This is a genomic window from Pelagibius sp. 7325 (assembly GCF_037652055.1).
In the GTDB taxonomy this organism is placed as follows: Bacteria; Pseudomonadota; Alphaproteobacteria; order Kiloniellales; family Kiloniellaceae; genus Pelagibius.
The window spans coordinates 207,247-219,792 of sequence record NZ_JBBKAH010000002.1; the positions used below are offsets into that span (position 1 = coordinate 207,247).

Here is a 12,546-nt window from a genome sequence, read left to right on the forward strand (position 1 = left end):
GCAGGCCAATTGATCAGCGAGGGCAGTCTAACCGACCGCTCCAAGCCGTCACAATGCCTGCCTTGGGCCCACCATGTGGTCAAGATAGGACCGACCCCAGCCGCGCCACCGCCCGCTGAGGTCGCGGATTCGCAGCTGCCGGCAACGACGCTGCGGATAACATGGCATTTTCGCCGCCGCATGCAAGGCATGGGGACCCCCGCGCAGCGGTGAAATCCTTACATGTTCGGGTAGTTGGGGCCGCCGCCGCCCTCCGGCGTCACCCAGACGATATTCTGGGTCGGGTCCTTGATGTCGCAGGTTTTGCAGTGGACGCAGTTCTGCGCGTTGATCTGCAGGCGCGGATTGGCGCCGTCGTCGTCGCGCACGATCTCGTAAACGCCCGCCGGGCAGTAGCGCTGCGCCGGCTCGTCGTAGAGCTTCAGGTTGTGCGCGACCGGGATCGCGGGATCCTTCAGCGTCAGGTGGACCGGCTGGTCTTCCTCGTGGTTGGTGTTGGAGATGAACACCGAGGAGAGCCGGTCGAAGGTGATCTCGCCGTCGGGTTTAGGGTAGTCGATCCTGGGCATCTCCGCCGCCGGCTTCAGGGTCTCGTGGTCGGCGTGCTTGTGATGGAAGGTCCAGGGCGCCTTGCCGCCGAGCAACTTGAGATCGAGGCCACCGTAGAGCATGGCCCCGTAGAGGCCCCACTTGCTGAAGGCCGGGCGGAAGTTGCGCGCCTTGTGAAGCTCCTCGTAGACCCAGGAGCTTTCGAACTTCCGGGGGAAAGCCGCGAGCTCGGCCGGCGCCTCGCCCTCACCGGCCCCAATAACGGCCTCGAAAGCCGCCTCGGCCGCCAGCATGCCGGTCTTCATGGCGTTGTGGCTGCCCTTGATCTTCGGCACGTTGAGGAACCCGGCGGCACAGCCGATCAGCGCACCGCCGGGGAACACCAGCTTCGGCAGCGACTGCAGACCGCCTTCGTTGAGGGCGCGCGCGCCGTAGGCGATGCGCTTGCCGCCCTCCAGCATCGGCCGGATCGCCGGATGGGTCTTGAAGCGCTGCATCTCGTGAAACGGCGAGAGGTGCGGGTTGTCGTAGTCCAGACCGACCACGTAGCCGATGTAGGCCTGATTGTCCTCCAGGTGATAGATGAAGGATCCGCCCCAGGTGGTGGTGTTCATCGGCCAGCCCGCGGTGTGGATGACGGTGCCGGTCTTGTGCTTGGCGGGATCGAGCTGCCACAGCTCCTTGATGCCGATGCCGTAGGTCTGCGGATCCGCGCCCTCGCGCAGGCCGAATTTCGACTCCAGCTGGCGCGTCAGCGAACCGCGGCAGCCCTCTCCGAACAGGGTGTAGCGGCCGTGCAGTTCCATGCCCGGCTGGTAGCTGTCCTTGTGGGAGCCGTCCTTGGCGACGCCCATGTCGCCGGTGGCGACGCCCTTGACCCGGCCGTCCTCGTGATAGAGCACCTCGGACGCCGCAAAGCCCGGGTAGATCTCGGCGCCCAGCGCCTCGGCCTGCTCCGCCAGCCAGCGGCAGACGTTGCCCAGCGACACCACGTAGTTGCCGTGGTTGTGCATCTGCGGGGGCAGCATCCACACCGGCACGCTGGTCGCGCCTTTCTCCGACAGGAGGAAAAACTTCTCCTCGTCGACCGGGGCGTTCAGCGGCGCGCCCTTTTCCTGCCAGTCGGGGATCAGCTCGTTGAGGGCGCGCGGCTCCAGCACCGCACCGGAGAGAATATGGGCGCCAACCTCCGAGCCCTTCTCGAGAACGCAGACGGTGACTTCCTTGCCGCTCTCGGCCGAGAGCTGGCGCAGCCGGATGGCCGCCGCCAGGCCGGCTGGGCCGGCACCGACGATGACCACATCGTATTCCATGAATTCGCGTTCCAAGTTCCCTCTCTCTCCTGCGGTCCCGGGCCCGGCGGCGGCGCCTTCGGCGCCCGCTCGCTCAGCCGTCGATCGTCTGCTTGCGGGCGTCGTTGCACCCAGCCTCGATTCCGGCCTCGCTGCCGGGTCGCGGCCCTTCATAGTACAGCCCGGCCGCCGGGGCAAAGCCCTGCAACCGCGCCGTCATTTCGCCTGAGGGCGGCGTGCGCCGCAGCTGAGCGGCCGCGCGCTTCGCCGGTCTCCCAGCCGAAATGCGGGAGAAACTTACAGAAAAATTTACCTTTACTGGCGACCATAGCGGCGTAGGAGACCGCAAATCATGGTTGCTGAGCAGATCCTGGATCACGACGAGCCGGCGCGCGAAAACACCCCGAGCGAGCTGGACGAGCTGACGCATGCAGAGATGTGCATGCTGTATAAGGAGTCGGCTGATTCGATCCGCTTTGCCAAAGCGCACCAATGGAAGTCGCTGGGGTCGACCCTGCTGGTGTTCGGCGGCATGATCGCGCTGGGGCAGCTGGCACCCAACAACATGACGCTGGTGAACCTGATCATCGCCGTCAGCTTCCTCAGCAGCGCGGCGGTCATCTACATGCTGGTGCTCTACCAAGTGTGGCAGAACACCGAGCGCGAAAAGCTGCGCGACATCTCCAGCCACTTTTCCAGCTTCTCCCAGTTCACCCGGGCGATCAAATCCTCGCGCGAGGCGAACGTCCACCGCTATACGCTGCTGGTCTTCATGATCGCCGCAACCCTGATCGGCAACGTCCTGCTGGTGCTTTCGGTTTCACCGCTCTACCGCTGACCCGGCCTAGCTCGGAGCCCGGACCGCCGACGATTCCCGCCGCTTTCTGAATCGGGGGTGCCGATGATAAGCTCGCGCCATGCCGACTTCCGAGGTTTTCCCTGATTCCGGCCCTGGTTCCGAAGACGCGCTGCTCGATGCCCTGAGATGGCAGATCGAAGCCGGCGCCGACGAAGCCATCGGCGAGCGGCCGGTCGACCGCACGGCTGCCTCCGCCGGGGCGGCGGCGAGGCCGGCGCCGGCGCGCCCGCCAGCCCCCAATGGTCCTGCCCCAAATGCACCGGCCCCCAAAGCACCCGGGGTCACGGCATCAGGGGGTATGGCCGAGGCGTCCGCCGCGAGGATGGCCCCGGCTGCCGCCGCGCGTCCGCCGGCAAGCCTCACCTCCACCAGCGAAGCCCAGGCCTCGGCCCAGCGCCTGGCTGCCGCGGCTCAATCGATCGCGCAGATCCGCGAGGCCCTGGAGACCTTCGAAGGCTGCCCCTTGAAGGCGACGGCGACCAACCTTTGCCTCTACGACGGCAACCCGGAGGCCCGGATCATGATCGTCGGGGAGGCACCGGGCGCCCAGGAAGACCGCCAGGGCAAGCCCTTCGTCGGCCCGGCCGGCCAGTTGCTGGACCGCATGCTGGCGGCCATCGGCCTGGACCGCAGCAAGGTCTATATCACCAACCTGCTGTACTGGCGCCCGCCGGGAAACCGCAACCCGACGCCGGGAGAGATCGCCTCCTGCCTGCCGTTCCTGGAACGCCAGATGGAGATCCTGCAGCCGCGCCTCCTGCTGCTGGTCGGTGGCATGTCGGCCAAGACCCTGCTGAACCGCAGCGAGGGCATTCTGAAGCTGCGCGGACGCTGGGCCGACTATCACCATCCGCGCCTGGAGCACCCGATCCCGGCACTGCCGACCCTGCACCCCGCCTATCTGCTGCGCCAGCCGGCGCAAAAGCGCGAGGCCTGGCGCGACCTGCTGTCCTTCGCCGAAGCCATGGAGCGCGAAGGCCTGGCGCCGGAGCCTGGCGCGGAGCAGCCGAAAGCGCCCTCCTGAGCCGCCTCCCCGCCCGCCCTCGGCCCGGCAAAGACCCCTCAATACCCGGGCAATAGCGCTTCAAATATCTGATTTAACGCCGACTTAACGGCCCCTGTGGCTTACTGCGGGTCGGCCCTTCCCGGGCCTTCGCGGTGCGGCGGCGACCCGGCATCCCGGCAGCCCTTCCAGTGCCCCGCGAGGACTTTCCCAGGGCCCCTGTTGCGGCCCGCAGAACTGTTGGTTAGGGTCGATGAAAAGAGCGGGGGTCGCTGTGCAATCCAGGACTTGCGCCCGGCAACGGGCCGAACGCCTTCAGCGGAACGCGCGGGGCGCTGCCTTTGGGCTCGCCGTCCTTCTCGGTGCGGTCAGCTTTGCCGCCCCTCTCGCCGCCCAGGTCCTGCAGGCGCAGGATCTGCGCCCCAGCAGCCTGCAGACCACACTGCAGCCCGGCTACCAGAGCCAGGCCACGCTGCCGGCCGCCGATGACCAGCTGCCGCTGGCCGGCCCTGACGGCCTCCCCGCCGTCCTGTCGGCAGGCGATGCCGAGCTCTACCGCCAGATCTTCGCGGTGCAGGAAGGCGGCCGCTGGGCCGAAGCCGACCGCCTGATCGCCCAGCTGAGCGATCAGCGCCTGATGGGCCACGTGCTGGCCCAGCGCTACCTGCATCCGACGGCCTATCGTTCCAAGTACGTCGAGCTGAAGGAGTGGATGGACCGCTACGCCGATCACCCCCAGGCCAAGCGCATCTACGACCTGGCGCTGAAGCGCCGCCCGGCCAACTATCGACGCCCGCAGCCGCCGGAAGTCGCGCGGCGCGGCGCCGGCTGGGCCGGCCAGCGCGCCAGCTACGACTACGTCTCACCGCGCCAGCGCTCCAAGTCGACGCGCAGCAAGGTGTCGCGCCTGCTGCGCCAGGTGCGCAACAACGTCATGCGCCAACGTTTCTCGGTGACCGAGGAACTGCTGGAGCGCCGCTCGGTGCAGGAACTGCTCGACACGGTGGAACTGGACGAGGCGCGTGCCCTGGTCGCCGCCGGCTGGTTCTACTATGGCGAGCCGGAACGCGCCTACGGCCTGGCCGCGCCCGCCGCACAGCGCTCCGGCCGCGCCGCGCCGATGATCAACTGGGTCGCCGGCCTCGCCGCCTGGCGCCTCGGGCAGATCGACGAGGCCGCCGTCTATTTCGAGACCCTGGCTCATGCCGACAACGCACCGGGCTGGAACGCCGCCGCCGGTGCCTACTGGGCCGCACGCGCCCATCTGAGGCAACAGCGCCCCGACCGCAGCTCTCCCCTGCTGCGCCGCGCCGCCGCCTATCCGCGCACTTTCTACGGCCTGCTGGCGCGCCGCGCGCTGGGCATGCCCTTCGATTTCGACTTCGGCGCCCATCGCCTGGCGCCGCAGACCGTCGCCCTGCTGGACCGCAGCCCGGCCGGCGGCCGCGCCCTGGCCCTGCTGCAGATCGGCGATCGCGAGTTGGCCGAGGACGAACTGGTCGGCGCCGGTGACTGGAACAGCCCGGAAGGCGGCGAGGCCCTGCTGGCGCTTGCACAGCACGCGCGCATGCCGGCCCTGGCCTATCGCATGGGCAGCCAGCTGGCACGCGCCGGCAGCGAGACCGACGATCTCGGCGGTGTGGTCGATGCCGCGCTCTATCCCATCCCGCCGTGGCAGCCGCAGAGCGGCTTCACCGTCGACCGCGCCCTCATCTTCGCGATGATGCGCCAGGAGTCCGCCTTCAACACCCGCGCCATGAGCCCCGACGGCGCGCGCGGCCTGATGCAGCTGATGCCGCGCACCGCCAGCTACATCGCGCAGGACCGTCGCTACCACGGCAAGAACCGGCACGAGCTGTTCGAGCCGAGCCTGAACATGGAACTGGGCCAGCGCTACATCGCCTATCTGCTGGTGCACGAGCGCGTGCAGGGCGACCTGTTCCGCCTGACCACCGCCTACAACGGCGGCCCGGGCAACCTCGGCAAGTGGGAGCGCGCCATCCAGGCCGACGACGATCCGCTGCTGTTCATCGAGGCCCTGCCGTCGAAGGAAACCCGCCTGTTCATCGAGCGGGTGCTGACCAACCTGTGGATCTACCGCCACCGCCTGGGCCAGCCGGCGCCCTCACTGGAACGACTTGCGGGCGGCGACTGGCCGCGCTACGAAGCCTTGGACGGAACCCGTGCCGAGGTAGCGCAGAATGGCTCGAATTGACGAATCGCTTCCCTTCCTGCCCGTCAACATTGCTGTCCTGACCATTTCCGACAGCCGGACCCTGGCCGACGACAAGTCGGGCGACCGCCTGGTCGAGATGATCACCCGCGACGGCCACAAGGTCGCCCAGCGCGCCATCGTCACCGACGATGCCGACAAGATCGTCGCCGCGTTGAAGGCTCTCGCCGCCGATGCGCAGATCGACTGCGTCATCACCACCGGCGGCACCGGCGTGACCGGACGCGACGTGACGCCGGAAGCCTTCAAGCAGGTGATGGAAAAGGAGATCGAGGGCTTCGGCGAGCTGTTCCGCATGCTGAGCTACCAGAAGGTCGGCACCTCCACCATGCAGAGCCGCGCCATCGGCGGCGTGGTCAACGGCACCTATCTCTTCGCTCTGCCCGGCTCCCCCTCCGCCTGCAAGGACGGCTGGGAGGACATCCTGAAGTTCCAGCTCGACTCGCGGCACAAGCCCTGCAATCTGGTGGAACTGATGCCGCGCCTGAAGGAACACCTGAAGGCGGCGAGCTAGATCGGATCATGGTGAGATGGAACCACTCAGTGGTTCCATCTCACCATGTGAATCCGATCTACCTCAAAAGCATAGAGCAGATTCACAGGGTCGATGGATCGCCTTCGGCGATTCCATCCGACCCTGATCTGCTCTAGGCCGCCAAGCCGCCTGGCGCCCAACTTCTGCACGAAAAGTTCATCGTCACTTCCGCTTTCACCTTTGAAAGCGGCAGAAGAAGCCTGCTTTACTGAAAGCTAGAGTGCCGTCGCCGAGGAGCCGTTTCAGATGAGTGATGCCAGCCTTTCCGAGCGCGGCTACGAAGCCGTGCCGCTGCCCGATCGGCGCCGCTTCGGCGATGCTGAGATGGTCGAGCGTGCAGAACGCTTCCTCGCCGAGATGAAGACCCGCCATTCGGTGCGCGACTTCCAGGCGGCGCCGGTGCCACGCCGCGTGATCGAGGCCTGCATCGAGACGGCCGGGCGCGCCCCGAGCGGCGCCAACCACCAGCCCTGGCACTTCGTTGCGGTCGGCGACCCTGATGTGAAGCAACGCATCCGCGAGGCCGCCGAGGCGGAGGAGCGCGCTTTCTACGCCGGCAAGGCCGGCGAGGACTGGCTCAGCGACCTGACGCCGCTGGGCACCGACGCCGAGAAACCCTTCCTGGAAACCGCGCCCTGGCTGATCGTCGTCTTCGCCGAGCGCTACCGCGTCGACGCCGACCGCAAGATCGGCAAGAACTACTACATCGGCGAGTCGGTGGGCATCGCGACGGGCATGCTGATCACCGCGCTGCACTGCGCGGGCCTGGCGACGCTCACCCACACGCCCAACCCGATGCGCTTCCTCAACGAGATCTGCGGCCGGCCGGAGAACGAAAAGCCCTACATGATCCTGGTCGCCGGACACGCCGCCGAGGACGCCACGGTGCCGCGCCACGCCAAGGTGAAGAAGCCGCTGTCGGAGATCGCCAGCTTCCTCTGAGGGACACTCAGGTTTTCGCCGTTTCCTTTACCGTGAGCACCGAATCGAGCAGGCCGGGGAACAGCCGGTCGAGTTCGTCGCGGCGCAGCTCGTTCATATGGGCCGGGCCGTCGGTGCGGGTGAGCACCACGCCGGAGTCGCGCAGCACCCGGAAATGGTGGGACATGCTGGACTTGGGCCGGCCGTGATCGAGCGCCGCACAGGTGCAGGTGCCTTCGTGCGCCAGCTGGCGCACCACGTCGAGGCGCACCGGGTCGCTGAGGGCATAGAGTACCCGGGTCAGCTCGATCTCCCCGGCCTTGGGGTGCTTGAGGGTGCGCATGGGCGGCCTCCGTCCTCCTGAAAAATTCGTCCGCAAAACTTCCGGCGAGTATAGCTCTTGAACCGCGGCGGCGGGTCTCCATATTTCGTTTATTCGAATATTATCGAACTATCGAACATATAGGCGCGCTCCCGGGTTCACACAACCCCGGCGGCGCCGACCCAACCCAAACTGGAACCCGAACCCGAAGGGACCCCCCATGTCGTCGCTGTTCTCCCCCTTCTCCCTCAAGGACGTCACCCTCAAGAACCGCATCGCCGTCTCGCCCATGTGCCAGTACTCCGCCACCGAGGGCGTGATCAACGACTGGCACCATGCGCATCTGGCCGGCCTCGCGCGCGGCGGCGCCGGGCTGGTGGTCGCCGAGGCGACCGCCGTATCGCCGGAAGGGCGCATCACGCCGGGCTGCGCCGGGCTGTGGAACCAGCGCCAGGCCGAGGCCTTCGCGCCCGCCGTCGCGGCCATCAAGGCGGCCGGCGCGGTGCCGGGCATCCAGATCGCCCATGCCGGCCGCAAGGCCAGCGCCAACCGCCCCTGGGAAGGTGACGACCATATCCCGCTGGGCGATCCGCGCGCCTGGGAGACCATCGCCCCCTCCGCCCTGCCCTTCGGCGCCAACCTGCCGCGCCGCCCGCGCGCCATGACTAAAGGCGACATCGCCCGCGTGCAGCAGGACTACGTCGCCGCCGCCGAACGCGCCCGCGCCGCCGGCTTCGAGTGGCTGGAGCTGCACTTCGCCCACGGCTACCTGGCGCAGTCGTTCCTGTCGCCGCACTCCAACCAGCGCGACGACGAATACGGCGGCACCTTCGAGAACCGCAGCCGCTTCCTGGTGGAGACCCTGGAGGCGGTGCGCGCCGTCTGGCCGGAAAACCTGCCGCTGACCGCGCGCCTGGGCGTCATTGAGTTCGACGGCCGCGAAGAGACCTTCGAGGAAGCGATCGCCCTGGCGCGGGTGTTCGCCGCCAAGGGCCTGGACCTGCTGGACGTCAGCATCGGCTTTTCCATCCCCGGCGCGCAGATCCCCTGGGGCCCCGCCTTCATGGCGCCGCTCGCCGCGCGGGTGCGCAAGGAAGCCGGCATCCCGACGGCGACCAGCTGGTTCATCAACGATCCGCAAGAGGCCGACGCCCTGATCCGCGACGGCCAGGTCGATCTCGTCATGCTGGGCCGTGCCCTGCTCGCGAACCCCCACTGGCCCTACGAGGCGGCGCTGGCCCTCGGCGTCGCCGATCCGGCCTGGGTGCTGCCGGCGCCCTATGCCCACTGGCTGGCGCGCTACCGCCCGCAGCGCGCCGAGGCCGCCGCATAAGTTGCAGCCGCGCCCCGGAAACACGGCATGCGACAAGAACATCGGAGAACATGCCGTGTTCCGGCGGCCGGGGACCGAGCTAGATTTTGTAGTCCTGACAACCCCGACCGCTAGTTGAAGTAGTGGTTCGGCGAAGCAATCCTGACGAATCGGTGGCGCCGATTCGGACCAGGGATTCCGCCGGCTACAAGCGTTTATTTTCCTGTTTTGTTCTTGTTTTATTCATGGTTTGGGGCTACGTTCCCCTCCATGGTTGATCTGATCCCCGACCGACCGAAGAAGGGCCGTGGCGCCGTCAGCAACGCGAGCGGCCGCTACGAGCCCTTCACCCGGGTCGCCATCGACGACGGCTGGAACGATCCGGACGGCAGCGTCGGACCGGACGGCTTCGGCGAACCGCCAATGTCCCCCGCGGCTCCTCCGACCGAGGTGACCTGGGACGCGACCCGCAGCATCATCACCCGCAATTCTTCGCCGGACGTCCCCTTCGACCGCTCGATCAACCCTTACCGGGGCTGCGAGCACGGCTGCATCTACTGCTTCGCGCGGCCGAGCCACGCCTGGCTCGGCTATTCCCCGGGGCTCGACTTCGAGACCAAGATCCTCGCCAAGCCCGAAGCGGCCGCGCTGCTGCGCAAGGAACTTGCGCGCAAGGCCTACAAGGCGGAGCCCATCGCGCTGGGCACCAACACCGACCCCTACCAGCCGGTCGAGCGACGCCTCGGCATCACCCGCGCCATCCTGGAAGTGCTGAAGGAGACCCGCCATCCCTTCACCATCGTCACCAAGTCCAACCTGGTGCTGCGCGATCTCGACATTCTGGCGCCCATGGCGCGCGAGAACCTGGTGCGGGTGATGATCTCGCTGACCAGCCTGGACAGGAAGCTGTCGCGGGTGATGGAGCCGCGCGCGCCGACCCCCGAGCGCCGTCTGGAGGCGCTGCGTACCCTCAACGCCGCGGGCGTGCCGGCCGGCGTGCTGACCGCACCGATGATCCCGGCGATCAACGACGCCGAGCTGGAGGCCTTGCTGGACGCTGCCGTGCGCGCCGGCGCCAGGCACGCCGGCTACGTGCTGCTGCGCCTGCCGCTGGAGATCAAGGAACTCTTCACCGAGTGGCTGGAGACGCACTTTCCCGAGCGCAAGGCGAAGGTGCTGAACCTGGTACGCGACACCCGGGAGGGCGGGCTCTACCAGTCCGAGTTCGGCCTGCGCCAGCGCGGCAGCGGCGTCTACGCCGACCTGCTGCGCACCCGCTTCAAGCAGGCCGAGCGGCGCCTGGGCTTGAACCGCGGCCTGGCGCCGCTGGACGTCACCCGGTTCGCCGCGCCGCGCGACGCGGCAAAACAGGCCGACAAGCGCCAGCTGTCGCTGCTGTGAGGGCCCTCCGCTTCCCCCGTTAATCCCTTAAACGCTGATTTGTGTTAGCTTTCCGGCATGGAAGGCCACACCAGCAACATCACCGAACTGGCCATCGTCGTCGTGGGCGCGATGGCCTGCGGCTTGCTGATGCGCCATTTCCGCCAGCCGATCCTGCTGGGCTACATCATCGCCGGCGCAGTGCTCGGCCCCTCCGGCTTCGGCTTCGTGCAGAGCCGCGAGCAGGTCCAGCTGCTGGCCGAGCTGGGCGTCCTCATGCTGCTGTTCTTCATCGGCATGGAGCTGAACCTGCGCGACTTCCGCGCGGTGTGGAAGGTGGCGGTGCTGACCACCGCGTTCCAGATCGTCGTCGCCTTCCTCGGCATGTACCTCCTGGGCCTGCTGCTCGACTGGCCGATGGCGCTGACCGTGGTGGTCGGATTCGTGGTGGCGCTGTCGTCGACCGCCGTCGCGATCAAGATGCTGGAGGAGATCGGCGAGAAGCGCACCCGCGTCGGCTACGTCACCATCGGCATCCTGATCGCCCAGGACCTGGCGGTGATCCCGATGATCCTCATCATCGGCGCCTTTCACGGCGACGGCGGCATCGGTGCCCTGGCCATTGGAAAGATCGTCATCTCCATCGTCTTCCTGGCGCTGATGATCGCCTATCTCGGCAAGCGCAAGCGCGTGCGCCTGCCTTTCGCCAAGGGGGTCGGGCGCAACACGGAGCTGACCCCGCTGGCCGGGCTCGCCTTCTGCTTCGGCGCCGCGGCGGTCTCCGGCCTGCTCGGCCTCTCGGCCTCCTACGGCGCCTTCCTGGCCGGCCTGGTAATCGGCAACTCGACCCTGCGCCGCGCCATGATCCACTACACCGAGCCGATCCAGGCGGTTCTGCTGATGGTCTTCTTCCTCACCATTGGGCTGCTGATCGACATCCAGTACATCTGGGCCAACCTCGGCACCGTGGTCATGCTGGTGCTCTTCGTCGCGGTGCTGAAGACCGCCCTCAACATCGGCCTCATCCGCGCCCTGGGCGAGACCTGGCCGCGCGCCTTCCTCTCCGCCGTGCTGCTGGCCCAGCTCGGCGAGTTCTCCTTCATTCTGGCCGCGCAAGGGCTTGCCGTCGGCGCCATCGACTGGGAGAGCCACCGCATGCTGGTCGCCGTCACCGTGCTGTCGCTGATGGTGAGCCCGGTTTGGCTGGAGGCCGCGCGCCGCCTGCACCGCATCGCCTTGCTGGGCATCACCTCGGGCCGCGAGACCATTCGTCTGACCATCGGCCCGGAGGCCTTGGCACTGGGCCGCTCGCGCGGCATCATCGCGGCCTGGCTGGCCCGCCTGCGCAAGGACCGGGCGTCGCCGGGGGACTCATCGGCCGAATAGGAACGGCCGAACCATGGGGAAAGGGGCGAGGGTGCCGGATTTCGTGCTTGAACTGGAACTGGGTCAGGACCAGGGCAACATCATCATCGGAATCGACGAAGCCGGACGCGCGCCGCTGGCCGGCCCCGTCACCGCCGGCGCGGCATGGCTGGATCACGGGCGCCTCGACCCGGCACTGGCCTGCCGCATCAACGATTCCAAGAAGCTCTCGGCGCAACTGCGCAACACGATCTTCGAGGCGCTGACCGACGAAGCCAGCGCCTGTGCGGTCGTTGCCGTCGGTGAGGCCAGCGTCGAGGAGATCGACAGCATCAATATCCTGCAGGCTTCTCTCCTGGCCATGCGGCGCGCCGCCGAGGGGCTGATTGCCGCCCTCGGCGCCCGGGAGCCGATCCGCAGCGTGCACACCGCGCTGATAGACGGCAACCAGTTGCCCAAGGCCCTGCCCTGCCCGGGCCGTACCGTCGTCGCCGGTGACAGCCTCTCTCTCAGCATCGCCGCCGCGTCCATCGTCGCCAAGGTGACGCGCGACCGGGCCATGGCGGCCTTTGCCGAGCAGTTCCCGGGATACGGCTGGGAACGCAACCAGGGCTACGCCACACCGGAGCACCGCGCCGGCATCGCCCGCCTGGGAATCACCCCCCTGCACCGACGCTCGTTTCGACCGGTACGTGAAGCCCTTTTGCTAAAGGCTTGAGTCACCAAGACTCTCTTGACGCGCGACTCGGCTTGACTCAGGATGCCCGCTTCGCGC

Annotated in this window: 11 protein-coding genes; 9 read left to right on the top strand and 2 right to left on the bottom strand. The window is 67.7% G+C overall.

The annotated features are described in order from the left end of the window. Positions 1-218: 218 nt before the first annotated feature. Entirely contained in the window at positions 219-1,877 is a 1,659-nt protein-coding gene (locus WDC82_RS02875; protein ID WP_340115746.1) for an electron transfer flavoprotein-ubiquinone oxidoreductase, read from the bottom strand. A gap of 316 nt (positions 1,878-2,193) precedes the next feature. On the opposite strand from WDC82_RS02875, the gene WDC82_RS02880 reads away from it, so the two are divergent. From WDC82_RS02880 to WDC82_RS02900, 5 genes are all read left to right on the top strand, one after another. Continuing rightward, on the top strand, positions 2,194-2,679 hold the full coding sequence (locus WDC82_RS02880) for a hypothetical protein (protein ID WP_340115747.1): 486 nt from the start codon (positions 2,194-2,196) through the stop codon (positions 2,677-2,679). Between the two features lie 343 nt (positions 2,680-3,022). After that, the gene (locus WDC82_RS02885; RefSeq protein ID WP_340115748.1) at positions 3,023-3,724 is read left to right on the top strand and encodes a uracil-DNA glycosylase; all 702 of its coding nucleotides are present in this window, start codon (positions 3,023-3,025) and stop codon (positions 3,722-3,724) included. Between the two features lie 253 nt (positions 3,725-3,977). After that, the gene (locus WDC82_RS02890) at positions 3,978-5,918 is read left to right on the top strand and encodes a lytic transglycosylase domain-containing protein (protein ID WP_340115749.1); all 1,941 of its coding nucleotides are present in this window, start codon (positions 3,978-3,980) and stop codon (positions 5,916-5,918) included. Further along, entirely contained in the window at positions 5,905-6,450 is a 546-nt protein-coding gene (gene moaB, locus WDC82_RS02895; RefSeq protein ID WP_340115750.1) for a molybdenum cofactor biosynthesis protein B, read from the top strand. Before WDC82_RS02890 ends, moaB begins: the two co-directional genes overlap by 14 nt. A 267-nt stretch (positions 6,451-6,717) precedes the next feature. After that, positions 6,718-7,413, top strand: coding sequence for a nitroreductase family protein (locus tag WDC82_RS02900; protein WP_340115751.1), 696 nt, complete (start codon positions 6,718-6,720; stop codon positions 7,411-7,413). 7 nt (positions 7,414-7,420) lie between these two features. On the opposite strand, the gene WDC82_RS02905 is transcribed toward WDC82_RS02900, so the two are convergent. After that, positions 7,421-7,735, bottom strand: coding sequence for a helix-turn-helix domain-containing protein (locus tag WDC82_RS02905; protein WP_340115752.1), 315 nt, complete (start codon positions 7,733-7,735; stop codon positions 7,421-7,423). A 199-nt stretch (positions 7,736-7,934) separates the two neighbouring features. Between WDC82_RS02905 and WDC82_RS02910 the strand changes: the two genes are divergently transcribed. From WDC82_RS02910 to WDC82_RS02925, 4 genes are all read left to right on the top strand, one after another. Then, positions 7,935-9,047: an NADH:flavin oxidoreductase/NADH oxidase gene (locus WDC82_RS02910; protein WP_340115753.1), complete on the top strand. Its 1,113-nt coding sequence runs from the start codon at positions 7,935-7,937 to the stop codon at positions 9,045-9,047. A gap of 249 nt (positions 9,048-9,296) precedes the next feature. Further along, positions 9,297-10,427, top strand: a complete 1,131-nt coding sequence (locus WDC82_RS02915; RefSeq protein WP_340115754.1) for a PA0069 family radical SAM protein — start codon at positions 9,297-9,299, stop codon at positions 10,425-10,427. A gap of 57 nt (positions 10,428-10,484) precedes the next feature. Next, a complete protein-coding gene (locus tag WDC82_RS02920; RefSeq protein WP_340115755.1) occupies positions 10,485-11,792 on the top strand; it encodes a cation:proton antiporter in 1,308 nt (435 codons plus the stop codon). Between the two features lie 43 nt (positions 11,793-11,835). After that, the gene (locus tag WDC82_RS02925) at positions 11,836-12,489 is read left to right on the top strand and encodes a ribonuclease HII (protein WP_370661539.1); all 654 of its coding nucleotides are present in this window, start codon (positions 11,836-11,838) and stop codon (positions 12,487-12,489) included. The last annotated feature ends 57 nt before the right edge of the window (positions 12,490-12,546 follow it).

Excerpts from the sequence above, each read along its gene's own strand:
- WDC82_RS02880 (WP_340115747.1), top strand. The coding sequence starts at position 2,194 with ATGGTTGCTGAGCAGATCCTGGATCACGACGAGCCGGCGCGCGAAAAC.
- WDC82_RS02885 (WP_340115748.1), top strand. The coding sequence starts at position 3,023 with ATGGCCCCGGCTGCCGCCGCGCGTCCGCCGGCAAGCCTCACCTCCACC.
- moaB (WP_340115750.1), top strand. The coding sequence starts at position 5,905 with ATGGCTCGAATTGACGAATCGCTTCCCTTCCTGCCCGTCAACATTGCT.
- WDC82_RS02900 (WP_340115751.1), top strand. The coding sequence starts at position 6,718 with ATGAGTGATGCCAGCCTTTCCGAGCGCGGCTACGAAGCCGTGCCGCTG.
- WDC82_RS02905 (WP_340115752.1), bottom strand. The coding sequence starts at position 7,735 with ATGCGCACCCTCAAGCACCCCAAGGCCGGGGAGATCGAGCTGACCCGG.
- WDC82_RS02910 (WP_340115753.1), top strand. The coding sequence starts at position 7,935 with ATGTCGTCGCTGTTCTCCCCCTTCTCCCTCAAGGACGTCACCCTCAAG.
- WDC82_RS02915 (WP_340115754.1), top strand. The coding sequence starts at position 9,297 with ATGGTTGATCTGATCCCCGACCGACCGAAGAAGGGCCGTGGCGCCGTC.
- WDC82_RS02920 (WP_340115755.1), top strand. The coding sequence starts at position 10,485 with ATGGAAGGCCACACCAGCAACATCACCGAACTGGCCATCGTCGTCGTG.